Origin of the sequence: Chitinophaga barathri, assembly GCF_003807585.1 — a bacterium.
GTDB lineage: Bacteria > Bacteroidota > Bacteroidia > Chitinophagales > Chitinophagaceae > Chitinophaga > Chitinophaga barathri.
The window spans coordinates 75376-95911 of record NZ_RMBX01000012.1; the positions used below are offsets into that span (position 1 = coordinate 75376).

Here is a 20536-nt window from a genome sequence, read left to right on the forward strand (position 1 = left end):
GAATGAAGCATATGTGGGAACGAATAAAAAAGTGGGCTGTTAAAAGAAAATGGCGCCTTGTTATACTGGCGGGGCTGCTGCTGTGGTATTATTTCCTGCTGCCGGCCAGGCTTTTCACCACGCCTACTTCTTTTGTGATTGAAGACCAGGGAGGGGAACTGATGAACGCGGCCATTGCAAAAGATGGGCAGTGGCGGTTTCCGGCGGATAAACTGGTGCCGGAGAAGTTTGAAAAATGTATCGTGGCTTATGAGGATAAACGTTTCTTTTATCATTGGGGCGTGGACCCGCTGGCCACAGGCCGCGCTATCCGGCAGAACTTTGGCGGCGGCAGAGTGGTAAGCGGCGCCAGCACCATCACGATGCAGGTGATCAGGCTGTATCGCAACAAACCCCGCACCATCTGGCAGAAGACCATCGAAATGATACTGGCTACACGGCTGGAGTTCCGGTATTCCAAAAAGGAAATTCTCGGGTTATACGCGGGCAATGCGCCTTTCGGAGGGAATGTAGTGGGATTGGAAGCCGCGTCCTGGCGGTATTACGGCCGCAAGCCCGATCAGCTTTCCTGGGCGGAGACGGCCACGCTGGCCGTATTGCCGAACAGCCCCGCTTTGATACACCCGGGCCGAAACCGGCAGGCATTGCTTAACAAACGTAATTCACTGCTGCAAAAACTCTGGCGCAACGGCACGATAGACAGCAGCACCTGCGCGCTTTCCAGCATTGAGCCCTTACCTGATAGACCGCATGTGCTCCCGCAATTTGCCCCGCATTTGCTGAACCGTTTCCGGCAGGATTACGCCCGTGAAAAATCACAAGGCAGCACCCGCCTGAAAACTTCGCTGGACGGCGAATTGCAGGGAAACGTGAATGACATCCTGCTGCGCCATCACCAGCAGCTCCGCGCCAATGGCATCAACAATGCCGCCGCACTGGTGCTTGACGTGGAGACCGGCCATGCACTGGCTTATGTGGGCAACGTATACAACCCCGCCAATCCCGAACTGGAATCTTTCGTGGATATCATCCAGGCGCCGCGAAGCCCTGGCAGCACATTGAAACCGCTACTGTATGCGGGTATGCTCCACGACGGCCTGATGCTGCCCAATACCCTCCTGCCGGACGTACCCACACAGATCGCTGGATATACTCCCCAAAACTTCGATCAGTCCTACGACGGCGGTGTGCCCGCATCCCGCGCGCTGGCCCGCTCGCTTAATATCCCGGCGGTGAAGCTGCTGCAACAGTACCGCAGCGACCGTTTCCTGCTGCTGCTCAAAAAACTCGGTATCAATACCATGAACAAACCGGCGGCGCACTACGGCCTGTCCATGATCCTGGGCGGCGGCGAAACCACGCTCTGGGAGCTGACGGGCGTATATGCCAGCATGGCCCGCAGCCTATTGCATCTTGAACAATACAACGGCAAATACGATGCGGACGATTATCATTCTCCCGGTTACCGGCTTGAGGAAACGCTCCCTTCCCGGAACTCCCTTTCACCATTCGGTGTGCTGGATGCGGGCGCCATCTGGTATACTTTCCAGGCGATGGAAGAAGTGATGCGGCCCGGTGAAGAGTTTATCTGGCAGGCGTTTGCCTCTTCCAAAAGGATTGCCTGGAAAACCGGTACCAGCTTTGGTTTCCGCGATGGCTGGGCGATCGGGGTTACGCCTACGCATGTGGTAGGTGTTTGGGTGGGCAATGCGGATGGAGAAGGAAGGCCGGGGCTTACCGGTGTATCCACCGCCGCGCCTGTTATGTTTGATATTTTCCGTTTGCTGCCAGGCGCCGCTTCGGCTGGTGCGCCGGCTGGTAAACTGCTGCCCGTGCTGGTTTGCCGGCAAAGCGGGTACAGGGCCGGCGAATATTGTATGGAGAAAGACACGCTGCCCGTGCCTGCCGCGGGGCTGCGCTCGCCCGCCTGTCCTTATCACCAGCTGATCCACCTCGATGCAACGGGCCGCTACCGCGTGACCGCGGACTGCGAAGCGCCGCACCTGATGCAGCACAAACCCTGGTTTGTACTGCCGCCCGCGATGGAACATTTTTACCGCACCACGCATGCCTACGAGCCGTTGCCGCCTTTTAAGCCGGGTTGTGACATCATGGAACAGGGCAAATCGATGGAACTGATCTATCCGCGCCCTTCAGCGAGGATATTTGTACCGGTGGAGATAGACGGGGCGTTGGGGGAAACGGTGTTCAAAGCCACCCACCGCCAGCAGTCGGCAAAGATATTCTGGCACCTGGACCAGCATTTTATCGGCGTTACCACGGATTTTCACCAGATATCCATGCGGCCCGCGCCGGGAAGGCATACGATCACACTGGTGGATGAAGAGGGAGAGGAGATCAGGCAGGGATTTGAAATATTGGATAAGGCGAAAGCCAAGTAGGTACGGGGTTTCCTCCCAGGCTGATAGCATATTCACCGGATCAACTTCGGATCAAGTCCGCCTCATCTCCACCTCAAGTCCGCCTACCCTGTATCTCTCCTATAGCCACCATAGCTGTTTCCCGGTATGATACGCCTATTGTATGGCTAATCACAGGGTGTGAAGATAAAATACTATCATTATGAGAGCTTGTTCCGCTACTGTCGGGGCTTTTCGGGGACTGTAAAACAGATATTTGGCCGGTTTATTGGGCATTTATTGAAGCAGGATACTTCAACGAAGTGGGGAATTAGTAGTTGTATTTCTCTTTCCACAAAGCCTTCAGGTACTTCCGCAGTTCATCTTCCCGCGCATTTTTCCCTGGTTCGTAGAACTTGGTGCCGGCAATTTCTTCCGGCAGGTATTCCTGCGGCGCAAAATTATTCGAGAAGTCGTGGGAGTATTTGTAGTCCTTGCCGTAACCCTGCTGTTTCATCAGTTTGGTGGGTGCATTGCGGATGTGCAGCGGCACGGATAGGTCGCCGGTTTGTGACACCATGTTCTGCGCCATGCCGATCGCCATATAGGACGCATTGCTTTTGGGTGAGGAGGCAAGATAGGTGGCGCATTGGGAAAGAATGATCCGCCCTTCGGGATGCCCGATCAGGTTAACGGCGGTAAAGGTGCTGGTAGCCAGCAGCAAGGCGTTGGGGTTTGCATTACCGATGTCCTCCGAGGCGAGTATCACCATACGCCGGGCTATGAACTTCACATCTTCCCCGCCTTCCAGCATACGGGCCAGCCAATATACCGCGCCATTGGGATCGCTGCCCCGGATGGATTTGATGAAGGCGGAAATGATATCGTAGTGCTGCTCGCCCGCTTTGTCGTAGATGGCAACCCTTTGCTGGGCGATCTCCATCACTTTTTCATTCGTGATCACGACGGGATGTTCTTCCTGCAGGGTATCCACCACGAGTTCAAACAGGTTCAGCAGCTTGCGGGCATCGCCACCGGCGATATTAAAAAGCGCCTCCGTTTGCTGCAGTTCGATCGTTTTTTCCGCCAGCCATTCATCTTTCGCCATGGCCTGCTGCAACAGTTGTTCCAGTTCCGGCTTGCCGAGCGCTTTCAGCACATATACCTGGCAACGGGAGAGCAACGCCGCATTCACTTCGAAAGAGGGGTTTTCAGTCGTGGCGCCTATCAGCGTCACGATGCCTTTCTCCACCGCGCCCAGCAGCGCGTCCTGCTGGCCTTTATTGAACCGGTGGATCTCATCTATGAACAGTACGGAATGTTTGTGTTTGGCCAGCTCGATCACTTCCCGGATGTCCTTTACACCGGATGAAATGGCGCTGAGCGTGTAAAACGGCACCTGCAGCGTATTGGCGATGATGTTCGCAATGGTGGTTTTGCCCACGCCGGGCGGTCCCCAAAGTATCATGGAGGGCACTTTGCCCGCCTGGATGGCCTTCCGGAGAATGCTACCGCTCCCGGTGAGATGTTCCTGCCCTACAAGATCGTCCAGCACAGCGGGTCTTAGTCGTTCTGCCAATGGTGCGCGCATCATAGCTACGAGTTGATATCGAGGAATGTATCGTCTTCTTTGTTTTGCTGCTCTTTTCTCCATTTGTTGAAGAAAATGCGGCTCAACTCACAATTTGCCGCGATGGCAAAAGCATGGATGCCGGCGAGGATGAACACCAGCCTGCGCACGACACTGATCATTTCAGCCGTAACGCCTTCCCCGCCCTGCATACGGTTCTGGTTCACCATTTTCATGAACTCCGCGTCTGTAACGCGGCCCATGAGAATGAGGTTGACAGTGACCAGGAGAGCATATACAAAAGCGACGATACCGGTGAAAAGAATGGTGCGCGGAAGGCTTTTGGGCAGCGGTACCTCCGGCCTGTCCAGCGTTCTTTGCAGTTGCGTGCACAAAATGTTGTGATACATCACTGAGCCGAGCAGCAGCAGGGTCATCAGTACCTCGAGCGGTGAGGGAGCCAGGAGCAACGACATTACTACGAATAAGAGGAAAAAGCCCACTACGACAATGTTTCCCCATGTAAGAAAACGGAAGAACCCGAATAAAAATGACATAAGCCCTTGGTGTTTTAATCCTTGCAAACCTACGAATTTACCATTTATAACAAACCGGTGAGCGGAAGTGCCAAATCTTCGATAAATTTATCCGTCTAAACCTGATAAATATGCATAAACTCCAAACCGCCGGCAAATGGATGGCGGCCGGCATGCTGATCGCCCTATGCTCAGCTGGCGCCCGGGCCCAACAGAAAGTCCCGGCATTCGAGGTTTCTTCCCTGGACCGCAATATTCAGCCCTGCGCGGATTTTGACGGTTTTACGAACGACGGCTGGAAAAAGAACAATCCTATCCCCGGCACGGAGAGCCGCTGGGGCGCGTTTAACATCCTGGATAAAGAAAATAAGGAAGTACGCCTGAAAAGCATCATCAATGAGATCACCCGCCGCCAGGGCCTTGCAAAAGGAACCGAAGAGCAGCAGATCGCCGACTATTACGCCTCTTTCCTCGATTCCGCCACTATTGAGAAAAAAGGCATTACCCCACTGCGGCCTTATCTTGAAAAAATTGACGGGATCAAAACCCTCGCAGACTGGGCACGGGTTTGCGGTGAACTCCAGGTGATCGGCGTGAGCACCTGGGCCGGATTTGCCGTGGAAGCCGATGCAAAAGACAGCAAAGTGAACGCGGTATATGGCGGGCAGGACGGGTTGAGCCTTGGCGAAAGGAGTTATTATGAACGGGATGACGAAAGCACCAAAAACGTCCGTAAGGAGTTTGAGGGCCATATCAATAAAATGTTCAGCCTGGCCGGTTTCAAAGAACAGAACCCCGGCAAAACCATCCTGGACTTCGAAACAGCAGTAGCCAAACTGCAACTCACCAACGTGGAACTGCGCGACCCGGTGAAAACATACAATAAAGTAGGGTTTGCACAGCTGCTGGAGCTGGGCCCCGAGTTTGACTGGAAAACATTCGCCGCACAGCAGGGCCTGCATACGGATACCGTTGTGCTCCAGGACAAGGCGTATATCACCAACGGCGCCAAACTGCTGAAAGCCACGCCTATCAATACATTAAAGACATATACCAAATTCCAGCTCCTGTCTACGTTTGCGGGTTACCTGCCCAAACGTTTTGATGACGAGAATTTCCGCTTTTTCGCCACGGTTATGACCGGCCGTAAAGCGCAGCGCCCCCGTGTGGATAGAGCTATCCGCTCCACGGACGGTATCCTCGGTATGCCGCTGGGTAAACTGTTCGCCAAACAATATTTCCCCGAAGCCAGCAAACAGAAGGTCTCCGAGATGATCGAAAACGTGCGCGCGGTATACGGCGAAAGAATAGACAAACTGGCCTGGATGAGCCCCGCCACCAAACAAATGGCGCATAAAAAACTCAAAGCCTTTACTTACAAGATCGGTTACCCGGACAAATGGAAAGATTATTCCAGTATCGATATTAAGAAGGACGAACTGATCAGCAACATAATCAGCGCGGCCCATTACCGTAACGAAGAGCGCAATAAAAAAGTAGGCAAGGAAGTGGATAAATCAGAATGGCTGATGACGCCGCAGACTGTAAACGCCTATTATAACCCGCTGAACAACGAAGTGGTATTCCCCGCGGGTATCCTTCAGCCGCCGTTCTTTAACGCGGATGCGGACGATGCGATCAACTACGGCGGTATCATCGCGGTGATCGGTCACGAGTTCACCCACGGCTTCGATGACCAGGGTTCCCAGTTTGATGCGGACGGCAACCTGCAGAACTGGTGGACGGAAGACGACCGTAAAAACTTCGATGCGCTGGCTAAAAAATATATCGACTATTTCAGCAGCCTGGAGCCTTTGCCTGGCTTCAAGATCAACGGTGCGCTCACGATCGGTGAAAACATCGCGGACCTTGGCGGATTGACGCTGGCGTATTACGCCTTGCAGAAAAGCCTGGAAGGCAAGCCTGAGCCTGCGCAGATAGAAGGTTTCAACTGGAAACAACGGTTTTTCCTGGGCTGGGCGCAGGTATGGCACGCCAACATTACAGATGCGGCCCTGCGGAACCAGATACAAACGGACCCACACAGCCCGGCCCGCTACCGCATCAACGGCCCGATGCCGCACCTGACTGAGTTTAAAGACGCATGGCAGTGCACCGAAGGCAGTAAAATGGTATTGCCTGCTACGCAGCGCGTGGTGATCTGGTAATCCTTATCATACATCATAACGAAGGCCGCTCCGGATATACCGGAACGGCCTTTTTGTTTTTATCTGATAATCAGCCTGTTGCAATAGTTGTTAGATGCCCGTACCGGCTGAAATGCGTATTTCTACGAGGGATTTCAGGTACTAGTACGCTTTCATAATCCTTATGAATATCAGACCTTTGAATTGGATCTAATCGGTCTATAGCCGGAAGCGATACGTAGGTATCCCGAATGAAATTAAAAGAATTTCGCAACCGGCAGCCCACCGGCCTGTCCACCGTTGTGACCCCAATTTCCCTGGCGGCCGGTGCAGGTTCCCGTACAACCTGTGCCGGCACCAACGGCTTACCATGCTTCAGTTGTTTCTTAACCATACATAATTTCAGCCCGCCTATACCCGGGCATTGCGCTAATGGCGCAAATACTATCAATAAGCAGCAATTAACTGTTAATCTGTTTCCCAGGCTTTCTTATCCTTGTACAAAATTCCGAGGTATGAGATTCCACGCTTGTTTAAAAGCCGTCATAGCTGCTGCCGGCCTGTTTTCCTTTCATAATTCCGTTTTTGCCCAGCAGCCGGATCAGCTCTGGGGACAAAATGCCGACGCGGGAAAAGGAGAAAAGACCCGTTGGTTCACCGAGGCCAAATTCGGCCTGTTCCTTCACTGGGGCCCTTATTCCCACTTTGCGGGCGACATCCGGGGGAAACGATATTACGGTATCACCGAATGGATCATGAACCGCGACAAAACCCCCGCCGCCGAATACGCACAACTGGCCGGAGGGTTTAATCCCAGCGAATTCAACGCCGAAGAATGGGTGCGCATCGCCAAGGCATCCGGTGTGAAATATATCGTGCTCACCGCCAAACACCATGATGGTTTTGCCATGTGGGATTCTAAAGTTTCGGATTTTGATATCGTGGACGCCACGCCGTACAAAAAAGACCCGATCAAAGCGCTGGCCGCGGCCTGTAAAAAAGAAGGCATCAAGCTGGGCTTTTATTACTCCCAGTTCCAGGACTGGCATGAGCCCAATGGTGGCGGAAACAGCTGGGATTTTGACCCGAAGAAAAAGGACTACGCCAGTTATTACCGCGGTAAATCCCTGCCGCAGATCACGGAGCTGCTCTCCAATTACGGGGAGCTGGGCATCATCTGGTTTGACACGCCGGGAAATATGAACAAAGAAGAATCCGCCGCATTCCTTGAAAAAGTGCATCAACTGCAGCCGAACTGCCTGGTGAGCAGCCGGGTGGGTAACGGGCTTGGAGATTTCAAGGACTTTGGGGACGGGGAAGTGCCCGCCGGCGTCGTTAAAGGCGCCTGGGAGGCTATTTTTACGCATAACGACAGCTGGGGATACTCCGCCTTTGACCAGAACTTCAAAACGCCGCAGGAGATCATCCGTTTGCTGGCGGAGGTAGCGTCCAAAGGCGGCAACCTGATGATGAATATCGGCCCGATGGGCAACGGCAAACTGCCCGCGCTGTCAGAAAAATATTTCCGGGCTACCGGCGACTGGCTGAAACTGAACGGCGAAGCCATTTACGGAACAGGCTTTTCTCCCATTGCGCCACAGCCCTGGGGAGTGATGACCAGCAAACCGGGGAAGCTGTACCTGCACGTATTCCAGCGCCCGCACAATGGCAAGCTGCTGGTGCCCGATTTTACCGGCAGTGCCAAAAAAGCTTACCTGCTCTCCGGCAAAAAGCCACTGACATTGCGCCAGCAAGGCAAAGACGTGTATGTGGACCTCCCCGCCACATTGCCCGATGAGCGGAATACCGTGGTAGTGCTGGAATACAGCGGGGAACTGAAAGAACAGCACAATGTTTCATTCGCCATCAGCGCCCAGTACGAGCAGCTTTCACTGCTGCCGCAGCGTGCAAAACTTAACGGCAATGCGCAAACGAAATCGCTCACGCACAGTTATTATTTCGGGGACTGGAAACATGCCATGTGTATTGTAAACCAGCAGGCCACGGCGGACAGCATCAGTTACCAGCTGCGCTTTACCGAACCGGGCGATTACAAAGTCGTGCTGCAATATTCTGCGGATACCACGAATGAACGCCGCGAAGGCCTGCTGGAGCTTACGCCGGCGGGAAAAGCGGTACAGCCTTATCCTTTCCAGGTATTGTTTACCGGCAAACATGATACGCATAAACCGCTGCTGTTCATAGACCAGGCGGTGGCCGTGATCACCGTGCCAGCGCCCGGGGAATGGACGTTGCGGATCAGGCCGGCGAAGGATGGCAAGGAATTGTTCAGGTTGAAGCAGGTATTGCTGGAGCCGCTGAAATAGGGGAAGTGTTTACAGAAGACAAGAATGTCCGGCAGTATCTGCCGGACATTCTTATTTCAGGCTATTTTTTGGACGAAGAAACCGGCTGCATCATAAAGGTGAGGACACCCAGGGAGATGTAGATCAGTCCGGAGATATATGCTTCCAGTTTGAGGTAATAAGTGTTTGTTTTCAGGTACTTGCCGAGTTTCCCGGCGGCGAGGGCGTAGAATCCGTCCGTCATAAACGCGAGCAGGGTGAACAGCAGGCCGAAAAACAGCACCTGCCCGGTGACGTTGCCCATGGCGGGTTTGATGAATTGTGGGAGGAAGGCGAAGAAAAACAGGGCGCATTTCGGGTTGAGCACATTTACGACCGTGCCCTGCCAGAAAATGGCCGGCATGCTCTGTTTGACGGGCTGGCGGTCTTCCGTGGAGGCGGTTTTGGGCCCGAAGATCTTTTTGCAGCCGAGGTAGATGAGATAGGCGGCGCCTGCGTACTTCAGCAGGGCAAAAGCCATGGCGGAGGCCATCAGGATGGCGGAAACGCCGAGGGAAGCGGCTATGGCATGTACGAGGGTGCCGGCCTGGATGCCGCAAACGGAGATGAGGCCTGCTTTGGTTCCCTGCTCGGTGCTGCGGGTGATAATATACAACACTGCCGGGCCGGGAATGATGAGCAGAATGAGGGCTGCCGTGACAAAAGCGAGGATGGTGGAAACGTCTGGCATACATTAAGGTTTGTACTTTAAATTTACCGGTTTCTTTTTAACTGCTTTTGGAAAATTGTAAATAATTCCTATTTTTGCAGCCCCGCAAGGGAATGGTGAGATGCCTGAGTGGCCGAAAGGAACGGTTTGCTAAACCGTCGTACGGGTAACACTGTACCGAGGGTTCGAATCCCTCTCTCACCGCTGAACTACCATAGTTAATTTAACTATAAATGTTTGAGGGCTCGGGATGTAGCGTAGTCCGGTCATCGCGCCTGGTTTGGGACCAGGAGGTCGCAAGTTCGAATCTTGCCATCCCGACTGAAGGAAGTTGCAACGTATTGTTTATCAATATTTTGCAACTTTTTTTGTTTTTAGTGTTGTCGTTTTTGGTGTTGAAAAAACTGTGCTGCTTACTTTTGGTGTTTTCACCAGTCTTTCGGCTAATGAAATATGAAGGCTATAACGTGAGAGGATATACGTTTAATTATTAATCCTTTCTTACACCATTCTCTCTTTTCTATTTTGGTAATTTTCCAAAGGCGTTATAATGGTTTCTCTGGCCAAAAATCTTTTGGGGAACATTCGAATAATTTTGCCAGCTCATTTAGATGTATAGAGTTATATTTTGCTCGGAAATTTTGGCTTTCAATATGCCCAATAAACCCTATTGATAGATTTAAATGAAATGCTATATCCGCTTGGGAAATATCTTTCTTCAATCGGATTTCCCTTACTTTATTGACAACATGCCAGTCTATAGGGCTTTTTGCATTGTTATTCACCATACTTATGCAAGAAAAACAATCAAAAAGACAGCATCACCTATACAGGTATAGGTATTTTATGTATTTTGCTTTATCTTTATTCTAAATTCTCAAGAGTGATAATATTTCAATCATATTGCAACAGTTCCTAACCTGCATTAATTTGCAGGCATAAATAATATCAAGCGCATTTGCTTTTAATCTCGTACCCGAAAACTACGACCTTTCACAACCACGAGAGAATAAGGTAAATCGCCTGCATCATATTGGTGTGGGCGTTCTTATCTCGTGGTGGGGTGTCGTAGCCCTTCGGAGCGGTAGGAACCAACCCACGCCATTTTTCATTTCTACAAGTTCCTGCCGCAAAGCGTATTTCTAACCCATTGCATTACTGCCCAAATTATCCCGGCATGAAAGAAGAAACGACACCGCAAACGGGGAACACTCTTTTCCATACTTATCAATATTTATCCGTCCTGCCAAAAATTTTCATTGAACTTATTCGTGAGGAAATGGGATGGAGCGAAGCTACTTTTTACAGGCGCATGAAAACACCAAAGGCGCTAAGCAACGCGGAATGCACCGCCATACTATTAGTATTTGAAAAAGTCCTAACCACTCGTTTAAATGAAACAACTTCAAAAGCTATCAGCCTCACAAAGCCATTTAATTGAGGACAGGGAGAAACTTGAATCAATCCTTCAGCACTGTATTGACAAGCTGAAAGGAACGAATACAGCTATTACAGGCGTTTTTATCACGCTGCATTTAAAGACAGGTGAAACAGCTTGCGAAAATGGGCTAATGCCTTTCCTGCATACAGATACATCCGTCCCGGCAACTGTTTTTAACAACATCACTTTTCTTTTAAAGCCCTTAACACGGGAACCAGCATAAGGGCGCGACCTTAAATGATACAAGAATGAAAAAGGACATGCAAGAACACGACTACACTTTTGACACGGTGGAAGCTATCGTGAAATTTCAAAGATTCATCTATCTGCAAAAGATAGCGATCATTAAAAAGGGGATCACCAAGAACCAATTAGATCAGTTCAAAAATGTAACAGGACTACATTATTCCGTAATCGCCAAACTGATGAACATTACAGAACGCTATTTGCATAAGAAAAAGGGCCATGACCGCTTTCGACCGCAAATGAGTGATGCAATCATTGCACTGATTGACTTATACGGTTACGGCTACGATCATTTCAATGATCCGCCCACCTTTAACCAATGGATCAAAACCGGATGCCCGGAAAAAAAATACGTTCCACCGCTGACGTATTGCGATACGATTCCCGGAAAGGAAGAAGTGAAACGGGAGATATTCAGGATAGCACACAAAGAACCTACCCTGTACCAATGGGTAAAGGCGGGGGAAGCCTGATACAAATGGGAATATTTACAAAACGAAAGGTTAGGTGTTTACCTAACCTTTTTGTTTTTCCATCTTCAGATAGTTGTAAACCGTTGACCGGCTTTTTTGAATGATACCGGCAATTTCCGGGTAGGAAAACCCCCGCTCATGTAATTGTTTCACCCGTTGCCGGATCGTGGCAGGAACGGCCCGTTCCCCGAATTTGTAAGCCTTTGCATACCGCTGCACCGTACGCGCTGAAACATCCAGCAACTTAGCCGTTTCTTTCGCTGTCAAGCCCTTTAGATAGTAGTTGTAAGCCTTTGCGATTAACGGGCCGGGAAAGGATTGTACTATTTTATTGTCCATAAATTAACCTTAAATACAAGCAAATTGTACTTTGCTATGTCGCAGTTTGAATACCGGGAAGTGTCGGTTTTGTTGATATGATATTGAACCACACCCCCGGTAGACTTTTCAGGTGTTCGGTGGCTTTATTGGAGGTTTTTACGCCTGAAATAACTCCGCCTGCATATGTAACGGCAGGTACGCCATTATCCGAGGCGGTTCTATTTGCTTTAACCGGTGCCTGATCTTCCCGGCTTCCCGGTTCAGTCCCATGCGGGTAATAGCGATGTCGTAATACCGGGCCTTCAGCCGCAACGTTTCCGCATTGCCCTGCCGTTGGGCCTGTAAACGTTTCTCGCAGGCGATAAAATAACGGCGGGCCTGCTTACCGCGTTCCGTCCGCTGGATCATGGATATTTCTTTCGCCATGTCCAACGTAAGGGCGTAATCCATCGCCGGACGGCCCCCGGTACTTTTACCCCAAACGGGGGTAAAGTCTATCCCGGATTCAAAACCATATTCAAACATGCTTTTGCACCATGTGGCAAAGTGCCGTCTGACGGAAAGGAAAGCGTGTAATTCCCTTGCTGATACTACATTCTGTCCGTTGTGCGTGTCTATCTGAATTAATGTTTTCATTTTGATATACTGTTTATGTGTTGTTGAATAAATGCCTGTGCCTTATTGCCGGTAAGGGTTTCTAACTGATCCCCTTTGCCGGTAGGCAGTAAATCAATGCGTGTGATCTTGTCTAACCAATTGCGCGTTACTTCCAGCTCTGAAGGGTGCAGGGTATCCGTATAGCTATCCCCGCCCACGCTGTAGGTGATGGCGATAAATTGCTGTGTGTTCATGGCTGTGTTGATGATTCGTTTTAAATCCCGGCGGCGGTTGCTGTCCTTATTGCGGCAGGCTTTCCCGGCTGATCCGTACAGGCGCTCACTACAAAACCGGCTCCGGGGATGCTGGGTAGATATATCCCGGCGGCAGGTTTTACAAGATCGCTGTGCGGTCTTCGCACCGTTTTTTTGTGCATTTTTTGCGCTATATATACCGGTCTTTTCCTGCGGGTGTTCTCCCTTAATCCCTGCAACCTTTTTACCCTTATATTCAAGGTGTGAAAAGGTTGCAGGCTGGCTCCTTTCCCCTGATTCGTCCAGCCGGTGAAAAGGTTGCAGGGTAATAGCTTCCGTTTCCATACCGAACAGACCGGCCCACGTTTCAGCCAAAAGCGAGAACAGCAGCGGCTTTACCTGCCTTTTTGAATGCTTGCACATGAGTAATTCCGCCCGTTCCCGGTTGCGGGATAACTGGTATTTGCTCATTTGTTCCCAGCCTTTAGGATTGCTCAGGATTAGGAATTGCCGGTATTCATGGGCGTTTAAAGGCTGTTTGGACAGGGTTAAATCCATGAACACAATACCGCGTAACACATCGGAGAGCAGCCGCAGCAAAGGGAAAACCTTGTTTGCTTCGGTCAGGTCAGCCATTGTCGCAATACCATAACCACGGATAAAGCGCATCTTTTTTACCTTGACTTCCAACCGCAGCAGATGACCGGTTTTAACCCCGCTTTGCGCTCCCTTGTCGTACAGTTTTACATCGTATTCACATAAGGAACAGACCAGCCCCAGCCGCTTATTCCTGCGGTCAATTTGCGTGAATGGCTTGTTGATATAACAAATCACCTGCTTTAATACCCGCAGTGGGGAAAAGGGTAACCGGATATTCACCCCGATTTCCAGCCCGTGCAGCGTGGCCCGATCCGGCAGCACGGAAAAACTCGCTTCCAATCCCTGCACGGTTTTTACCAGCTCGGCAAATGGGAAACTGTTTGCATTATGCGTTCCCCTGTTATGGTACTTATGCAGGGAACCGTTCAAACAGTGGGTGACCGCGCCGGGGCGGAGGCTGGACGGCCTGATCTCAAACCGCAGGCCGTTGAAGGCCGCATAGCTTCCGTTCCCCGCCAGCTCCCCCGTTTGCTGATCCACGGCCATAACAAAGCCCAGCAAGGGGGAAGCCTCCCAAGTTCCCGCCGTCAGGTACGGGTGTACGCTTTTAATGCCGTCAATCATGAGAAAGGAATGAAAGGAGAAAACCGGTTATTTGCATTTTACCTGCTGGGAAATTTCAGCCTGAACGCGGGCCAGCGCCTTACATAGCAGATGATCCACATTGCGGAGGGTGGTTTGCAGATCATATTCCCCCAGCAGGAAAAGGCGCATCAGATGCACGGCGATAATTACCGCGCAATCCGCCGCCCAAATGTTGTGCGGAAGGCCCAAGACAAAGCCCAGGTTTCGCCGCCGGGTCGGGTACTGTTGCAAAACCGCCAGCAGCAAACAACCGCCTTTCTTCCGGGATCGGGCTGGGGTGGCCTTCAGGCTGGCGCATTCGTCTAACGCCGCCTGAATCGCCCATTCCTTAGCGAAAAGTGCCTTACTCATGGCTCCCTCCTTTTTTCTTCACGGAAGTAACCGCTGCAATAACTTCACCACGGATGAAGCGGGTTTTATTAGCGATTTTGTAAGGTTTGAGGATGCCCGCGTTCATCCATGCGTGAACGGTAGGAAGGGTAATTTTGAACATGTCAGCTACGTCTTGCCGGGTAATAAATTCGTCCGGCTCGTTAGTTCCCTGTACATCGAAAATTGCCGCCAGTTTTTTGTCTAAAAGACGTTCAACTTCGTTAAGCAGTGTATTGCTGCTCATTTGTTCTACTTGCAAAATTTGACCTTTAATCATAAAAATTCATTTTATGGGTCAAAGTTCAAAAACTGGTTAAGGGGTAAGTGGCTATAAGTGCTTACAATTGTTTAGATGGGGATTAAAATAATGATTTACAGCATGGTAAATATTATAAAAGTAAGCGAATGGAAGTGGGTTATTTGAGGTACTCTAAATCAAATTTGCGCTGCATTTCGTCAAGTTCTTGTAATGCACTTTTGTAAGCTGCCATTTTCGTTTGTTCCTGTAGCATACTTACGATAGTGGCAAGATTATTTAACCGTGTCTGGTCTGATCGTCTGCTATTGCTGATGCTTACACGTTCCGCCTTATCTTGCATTACTTTTCTATAATGATTTTTAAATAGATCATTTCCGCTATTAGCCGCCCTGAAGCCAAACCTAGCGGCAATTTTTGCGGCATTATTTGCAGTCAGTTGTTCATTGCGGTCATGCAGTGATAAGTAGTAATAGTATAAAGCAATAGCGCGTATTGTAATTCCCTTAACAGATTCTTGGGCTTCCCGAGGTGTGATTTCATGAAATGTTGTCTGCATGCTTTTATCGGTTGCGGGCTGCTGGCTAGTTTCGTCTATTGCTTTAGCAATTTCGCTAACTATTTGTGCGTACTCACTTTCAGAATAGTACTGCGGCTCACGGTATTGCTTTTCAACTTGCCCTCCCTTTGCGTAAAACAAATAATGTTGCCTTTGGTTAGTGCCCTGAATATCACAATACTCTTTTGCCATTTGAGTAATGTATAAAAGATCATCAATTATTGTAAGTTCAGTTTCGCACTGGCTTATTAATAATTGGTCGGGCAATCTTCTTATTTTCTCCGGCAAATTTAAATTGACGGTCTTTCCATTAATAGCAAACGCTTTTATAAGTGGGTCTATAAAGTACGGTGTTGTGTCGTAGCCTCTTTCCGTTTCAATTATTTCAAGTATATACTTTCTCCTTTCCGAAAGGTCTTGTATATCCCTAGCTAAAAAAATCTGCCTGTCAAGAACTGGGGAGTATTCAGAATAAGGCGCTGTAAGCATTTCTTTGGGTCTTATGCTATCTGCAATTTTTTCTATATCTACCATTTAAAGAGCATTTAAAAGGTGTTTATTATTATTTCCAGTCATCATGTGTTTTCTCATTATTTCGGCGTGTTCCATGCCTGTTAATTTCACATACTTCAGGAAAACGCTTTCCTTTTTATGGCCGGTAATCTGCATTATCTGTTGAATGGGAATGCCCTGCTTAGTCATGTTTGAGGCAAAAGAACGCCGGGCCGTGTGGCTGGTGACCATTTGCCATTTTTGCAAGACATTAGCAACCTTTTCGCCGCCCTTTGTTTGCTGCTTCTCAATAGTTTCAACAATACCAGCCTCCCGGCATATTTCTTTGATGTACATATTTAGCTTTTGATCCGAAATTTTCGGGGGCGTGTGACCGCCATACTTTGCCATGATCTGCCTAACGGTGTCATGTATCGGGATCACTACCCTTTGCCCGGTTTTTCGCTGGTACAGGTCTAAATAATCACCTTTTATATGATGCGGCTTGATATTATTGTAATCGCTTACCCTTAAGCCTGTATAGCAGCCGATAATAAACAAGTCCCGTACACGGTCTAATGTTGCGTACTGGACTTTTGCCGCCTTTTCCTTGCCATTTTGCAATTGGGTAAAGGTCAAGTGCTTGGTGTGATCTGAAAGGTCTAGGGCAGAAATAGACAATAATTCCGTTTCATTTAAGTATACGTCTTGCGGAGCTTCCCGCGCTATTGTAAAGCGTTTGGGGTTGATGGTGTCGGCGTCTATACTTATTTTATCAGCATCAGCAGCCCGTAAAAACTGCCGTAAATTGTCAATGTGCTTTGCAATATTATTGAGGGAAAACCCTTTTACTGTAGTCAGATAATCCCGGAAGTCCTTTAGCGTATGCAGGTTGATATTATCGTAATCCAGTTTTTCCCGGTTAGCTTTTTCAAATTCTTTCAGGTATTCAAATGTGGTATTATATTCCTGTATAGTTCTATGACTGATAACGCGGCCTGTCTTGGGGTTTATGCGTTTTGGGCTTTCCTCAATATATTTTTCTGTCCATGACCAAAAGATGGGCTTATCTTCAACTGTTTTCCCTGTCCATCTGTCCAGCCCGGATTTTAGAAGCTGTTTAGTTACTGGTGTCCGGGCAACAATAGCCTTGTCGTAAATATCCTTTGCCGCCGCTTTCAGTCCTCGCAGGTAATTATTAATTATATCCCGGTTGGGTTCGTCAATCACATTGCGCACCTCCCCGGTTTTAATGTTCCAATGTTTGGGTAATACGTTGAAAGCGAGCGGGTAAACAAACTTTTCGCCAACGAAACGGCAGATTAGGTATATTTTTTCGGGCTTCTTACTGTCCTGTCTGCGGAGGTTGTACCGAGCGTTGAATTTCATTGCCTCAAATTTAAGGCAAAGGTAATTAAAACAAATAGTGTTGTTGTTTATGTTGTCGTTTTTTCTTTACTTCTGTATATTTTTCCTTATCTGATTTTATTGCTTCGAAATTCGAATTCAATATAAGTAGTTAAAAATCAATAGTTTTATCTGTGTTTTTGAATCAGATCAGATAGGGGCAATAAAATGGGTGTTCGGGTTGCCATCCCGACGAGTATCCAGTTTATTTAAAAGTCTGTCTATAAGGCAGACTTTTTTATTTAGCTGAATGCAGGACAGGTATGGTTATTATAAAAAAGGTTTATTTTTTATTGTGCCTGTTCTATAGGTGTTTTTGAAGGATAGCCTGACACCCATTCGTACTCCCATCCTGATACCATTTTTTTTCTTTGTAATCCTTGCCCAGCTTCACTTTTAATTTGGGTGCCTTTAAACAGGCACCATGGAATTGAACACTTTTTAAGTACAGCTTGTACTTAAAACCAATAAAACCAACAGGAAAGGGCTTGTTCTCATCTTTGCAAAAATCTTCCTGAATGGGCAGAAGGCTGAAATTTCCACCAACAGGAATATTGATCCTCAACAATGGTTGGCAAGTAAGCAGTGTGCTAAAACATCTATCCCTCTGCATAAAGAACTAAATCAGTTCCGGGACTCCTTCAAAACAAAAATTTACCAGACTTATTCCAGGCTACAGATGGCAGATGCCACTTTGAGTATTATCTCCTTGAAGGAGGCTTTAAATGGCAACAGGATAGACAGGCAGAAAGGGCTGATTTCTGTTACTGAAGAACACAATCACCAGTTTGAAAACTCGTGGGAATTAATTTTTCTTTTGGCAGCTATAAGAACTATAAAACTACACTCAGTTACCTGAAGGAGTTCGTGCCAGCTTTCTGCGCAAAAAAGGATATTCCTCTTCTGGGGGTGAACTATAAGTTTTGTGAGGCTTATTACACTTTCCTTACCATTGAAAAGCCCTGTACCTCCAATGGTGCGAGTAAACACATTCAGAGGCTTAAAAAGATCATTAATTATGCTATTAGGGCAGGATATATCAAATCCAATCCTACAGTAACTTTCAGCCTGCAATTTAAGGCAGTGGAAAAGCAGGTGCTGACCTGGGAAGAAATTATCAAGATCAAAGATTTTCCTATCAGCAAGAAGGTGACTGACCAGGTAAGGGATGTGTTTGTTTTCCAGTGCTTCACTGGCTTGGATTATAGTGATGCAAAAAGGCTCAGACCTGCTGATATTCAGCTTGGACAGGAAGGGGGCTATGGATAAAAATGATAAGGCAGAAAACCGATGTTTCATTTTCTATTTCTTTGCTAGAGCCTGCTTTGAATGTGCTGAAGAAATACCTGAATGATGATGAGAAATATAGCCCTGTGTTTCCTGTTCTTTGGAACCAGAAAATGAATGATTATTTGAAGGTGATCCAGGAGCTGGCTGGAATAGGGAAGAATCTTACTACTCACCTTTGCCAGGCATAGTTTTGCTACCAGTGTGGCGCTGAGTAATGGAGTGCCTATTGATACAGTTCTAAAATGCTGGGACATACGAATTTGAAGACTACGCAGGTTTATGCGAAGGTGATGGATTCAAAGATTGCGAATGATATGCAATTGTTGAAGATCAAATTAACAACTAGTTCGAAAAATAATTAATATGGGTCACCTGTTTAGCTTGATATTGAGTGTGCCACTGTTTGTTTTATTGTGCTGGGGAGTTGGGGCAGGAATTCAGTGCTTTTTGAATTCAGGTCATTGTAATAACCACAAATGGCAGTTTCTAAGAGAAATATTACTTGGAGTAATTGCGCTGATTCTAATAGGAATTTTATGTAAATTATAGACTGAATGGGATGACTAAGAAGTTACCTCCATTATATCATCCTATTATTATGAACTATAAAGAGATCTATTCCAAGCAAGAATTAGAGAATTTTGAAATCGTTACCGATTGGACAAAATTTGCTAAAGATAATATTGAGAAAGATGTGTTTGGGCGTAATAAATCAGTTTTCATTGAGAGGAAAATCTTTGAATTGGATGTTGATTTATCTTTTAATGGAGATTATGCAGGAGAATTTGTTTTTATCAATTGCTATTTCAAAAAAGGATTTTACTTCAAGGGAGCTAAGTTTAGTGGAGCTTTTTCGCTTGCAAGCTCATATGTGAATGGAACAATTTATACTGAAGGAGTTACCACCTTTGATCGTGGTTTTTTAATATTTGATTCTACTGTGGATGGCATTTTATTGACTAAAGGGCAATTTGGAAGTTGTACATGGAGCTTAAAGAAAATTGGCAGATTGACTATTGCTGGAGGGATATTTGACAATCTAGATATAAATTTAAAAGGCGAATTAGGACAATTGAACATTGAAGCACGAAAGATAACAGGAGATATTTTCATTGATGGAGGTGGAAAATTAATAGAGGATGTAAACATTTCAGGCATAGCAAGAGGAATGTCACTTTTTATGTATAATATAGAAATTGGACAACTTGCAATAAAGCTCTTTGTAAATGAAAACAGATTTAAGCTATCAAATATAAAACCTCAAAATGGGAAAGGGAATGTTCTTTTAAGTCATTCCCAACTTGGGAAAGCTGAATTAAGTTCTATAAATTTTAAGAAGTTTAATGTAGTTATAATTGATGAAGTGAATCTAGTGGATTGTACATTTAATAATGTACTTTGGTCGAATAATGTATTTGGTTCCTCTGCTCACCTTAGTCATCTTGGGGTTAAGGATGTAGATGACGTTTTTAATTTAAGGAGCAGGGAGACTTTTAGGCAGCTAAAGTATGCAATGTCCAAACAAGGGGATATAATAAATGAACAGAAGTTTCATTCTTTAGAAATGGGCATGTATTATAAAACCCTAAGCTGGAAAAAAGATTTTTGGACTAAGATGGTGATTTTGCTAAGTCATCTTACAAGTGATTTTGGACAAAGTTTATGGCGCCCGCTACTTTTTATTTTTCTGTTTCATACAGTATTATTCTTACTTCTTTTATTTTCGAATATTTTTCAAGGATTTGAATTCTCAGTTAAGGAATTTTCATCTTCTGCTTTTGGGGAAGGGTTTAATTACTATTTATATCTAATAAATCCAATTCGCCCTTTTGATAAGGACTTGTTTCATGGGGGCTGGATCGCTATAGACATTCTCATGAGAATTTCAGCTTCTTACATGATATATAATATTGTTAGGGCAACAAGAAGGTTTATAAGGTAAATAACAAATTTTC

General features: G+C 47.3%; 21 protein-coding genes and 2 tRNA genes. 12 read left to right on the top strand and 11 right to left on the bottom strand.

Translation table 11 applies throughout. The annotated features are described in order from the left end of the window. The first annotated feature begins 11 nt into the window (after positions 1–11). A complete protein-coding gene (pbpC, locus tag EG028_RS20725; RefSeq protein WP_120518247.1) occupies positions 12–2402 on the top strand; it encodes a penicillin-binding protein 1C in 2391 nt (796 codons plus the stop codon). A 289-nt stretch (positions 2403–2691) separates the two neighbouring features. Here the strand turns inward: pbpC and EG028_RS20730 are convergent, their stop codons facing one another. Then, complete coding sequence (locus EG028_RS20730; RefSeq protein WP_120518248.1) at positions 2692–3954, bottom strand: replication-associated recombination protein A; 1263 nt, start codon at positions 3952–3954, stop codon at positions 2692–2694. 2 nt (positions 3955–3956) lie between these two features. Then, on the bottom strand, positions 3957–4487 hold the full coding sequence (locus EG028_RS20735) for a hypothetical protein (RefSeq protein WP_123864742.1): 531 nt from the start codon (positions 4485–4487) through the stop codon (positions 3957–3959). Between the two features lie 110 nt (positions 4488–4597). Here EG028_RS20735 and EG028_RS20740 point away from each other — a divergent pair, with 110 nt between their 5' ends. Beyond that, positions 4598–6634, top strand: a complete 2037-nt coding sequence (locus EG028_RS20740; protein ID WP_120518250.1) for a M13 family metallopeptidase — start codon at positions 4598–4600, stop codon at positions 6632–6634. A 494-nt stretch (positions 6635–7128) separates the two neighbouring features. Beyond that, a complete protein-coding gene (locus EG028_RS20745) occupies positions 7129–8940 on the top strand; it encodes an alpha-L-fucosidase (protein ID WP_120518251.1) in 1812 nt (603 codons plus the stop codon). A gap of 61 nt (positions 8941–9001) precedes the next feature. Here EG028_RS20745 and EG028_RS20750 read toward each other — a convergent pair whose 3' ends face one another. Continuing rightward, positions 9002–9649, bottom strand: a complete 648-nt coding sequence (locus EG028_RS20750; RefSeq protein WP_120518252.1) for a LysE family translocator — start codon at positions 9647–9649, stop codon at positions 9002–9004. A 94-nt stretch (positions 9650–9743) separates the two neighbouring features. On the opposite strand from EG028_RS20750, the gene EG028_RS20755 reads away from it, so the two are divergent. The 5 genes from EG028_RS20755 (at position 9744) to EG028_RS20780 (ending at position 11788) form a co-directional block, all read left to right on the top strand. Beyond that, positions 9744–9832 (top strand) — tRNA-Ser (locus tag EG028_RS20755). 42 nt (positions 9833–9874) lie between these two features. Continuing rightward, a tRNA-Pro gene (locus EG028_RS20760) sits at positions 9875–9949 on the top strand. Between the two features lie 856 nt (positions 9950–10805). Further along, on the top strand, positions 10806–11069 hold the full coding sequence (locus EG028_RS20770) for a hypothetical protein (protein ID WP_120518254.1): 264 nt from the start codon (positions 10806–10808) through the stop codon (positions 11067–11069). Then, a complete protein-coding gene (locus EG028_RS20775; protein WP_123864743.1) occupies positions 11023–11292 on the top strand; it encodes a hypothetical protein in 270 nt (89 codons plus the stop codon). The genes EG028_RS20770 and EG028_RS20775 overlap by 47 nt, the downstream gene beginning before the upstream one ends. Before the next feature lie 25 nt (positions 11293–11317). Next, positions 11318–11788: a hypothetical protein gene (locus tag EG028_RS20780; protein WP_120518255.1), complete on the top strand. Its 471-nt coding sequence runs from the start codon at positions 11318–11320 to the stop codon at positions 11786–11788. A 42-nt stretch (positions 11789–11830) separates the two neighbouring features. Here the strand turns inward: EG028_RS20780 and EG028_RS20785 are convergent, their stop codons facing one another. The 8 genes from EG028_RS20785 to EG028_RS20820 form a co-directional block, all read right to left on the bottom strand. Continuing rightward, positions 11831–12055 carry a helix-turn-helix domain-containing protein gene (locus EG028_RS20785; protein ID WP_221198111.1) on the bottom strand — a complete coding sequence of 75 codons (225 nt, stop codon included), beginning with the start codon at positions 12053–12055 and terminating at the stop codon, positions 11831–11833. 210 nt (positions 12056–12265) lie between these two features. Beyond that, the gene (locus EG028_RS20790; protein WP_120518257.1) at positions 12266–12745 is read right to left on the bottom strand and encodes an antA/AntB antirepressor family protein; all 480 of its coding nucleotides are present in this window, start codon (positions 12743–12745) and stop codon (positions 12266–12268) included. After that, the gene (locus EG028_RS20795) at positions 12742–14184 is read right to left on the bottom strand and encodes a hypothetical protein (RefSeq protein WP_120518258.1); all 1443 of its coding nucleotides are present in this window, start codon (positions 14182–14184) and stop codon (positions 12742–12744) included. Before EG028_RS20795 ends, EG028_RS20790 begins: the two co-directional genes overlap by 4 nt. Positions 14185–14211: 27 nt before the next feature. Then, on the bottom strand, positions 14212–14556 hold the full coding sequence (locus tag EG028_RS20800) for a hypothetical protein (RefSeq protein ID WP_120518259.1): 345 nt from the start codon (positions 14554–14556) through the stop codon (positions 14212–14214). Then, entirely contained in the window at positions 14549–14854 is a 306-nt protein-coding gene (locus EG028_RS20805; RefSeq protein WP_120518260.1) for a helix-turn-helix domain-containing protein, read from the bottom strand. Before EG028_RS20805 ends, EG028_RS20800 begins: the two co-directional genes overlap by 8 nt. Positions 14855–14993: 139 nt before the next feature. Continuing rightward, a complete protein-coding gene (locus tag EG028_RS20810; protein WP_120518261.1) occupies positions 14994–15926 on the bottom strand; it encodes a hypothetical protein in 933 nt (310 codons plus the stop codon). Continuing rightward, the gene (locus tag EG028_RS20815) at positions 15927–17273 is read right to left on the bottom strand and encodes a site-specific integrase (protein WP_120518262.1); all 1347 of its coding nucleotides are present in this window, start codon (positions 17271–17273) and stop codon (positions 15927–15929) included. It abuts the gene before it with no gap. A 322-nt stretch (positions 17274–17595) separates the two neighbouring features. After that, entirely contained in the window at positions 17596–17859 is a 264-nt protein-coding gene (locus EG028_RS20820; RefSeq protein WP_120518263.1) for a hypothetical protein, read from the bottom strand. On the opposite strand from EG028_RS20820, the gene EG028_RS28110 reads away from it, so the two are divergent. The 4 genes from EG028_RS28110 to EG028_RS20840 all read left to right on the top strand — a co-directional run bounded on the left by EG028_RS28110 (position 17806) and on the right by EG028_RS20840 (position 20523). Next, complete coding sequence (locus EG028_RS28110; RefSeq protein WP_394364029.1) at positions 17806–18150, top strand: Arm DNA-binding domain-containing protein; 345 nt, start codon at positions 17806–17808, stop codon at positions 18148–18150. The two genes, EG028_RS20820 and EG028_RS28110, sit on opposite strands and share 54 nt — an antisense overlap. Next, positions 18090–18560, top strand: a complete 471-nt coding sequence (locus tag EG028_RS20830) for a site-specific integrase (RefSeq protein WP_120518265.1) — start codon at positions 18090–18092, stop codon at positions 18558–18560. Before EG028_RS28110 ends, EG028_RS20830 begins: the two co-directional genes overlap by 61 nt. A 2-nt stretch (positions 18561–18562) precedes the next feature. Next, positions 18563–18769, top strand: a complete 207-nt coding sequence (locus EG028_RS20835) for a site-specific integrase (protein ID WP_120518266.1) — start codon at positions 18563–18565, stop codon at positions 18767–18769. A 371-nt stretch (positions 18770–19140) separates the two neighbouring features. Next, on the top strand, positions 19141–20523 hold the full coding sequence (locus EG028_RS20840) for a hypothetical protein (protein ID WP_120518267.1): 1383 nt from the start codon (positions 19141–19143) through the stop codon (positions 20521–20523). Positions 20524–20536 lie beyond the last annotated feature (13 nt).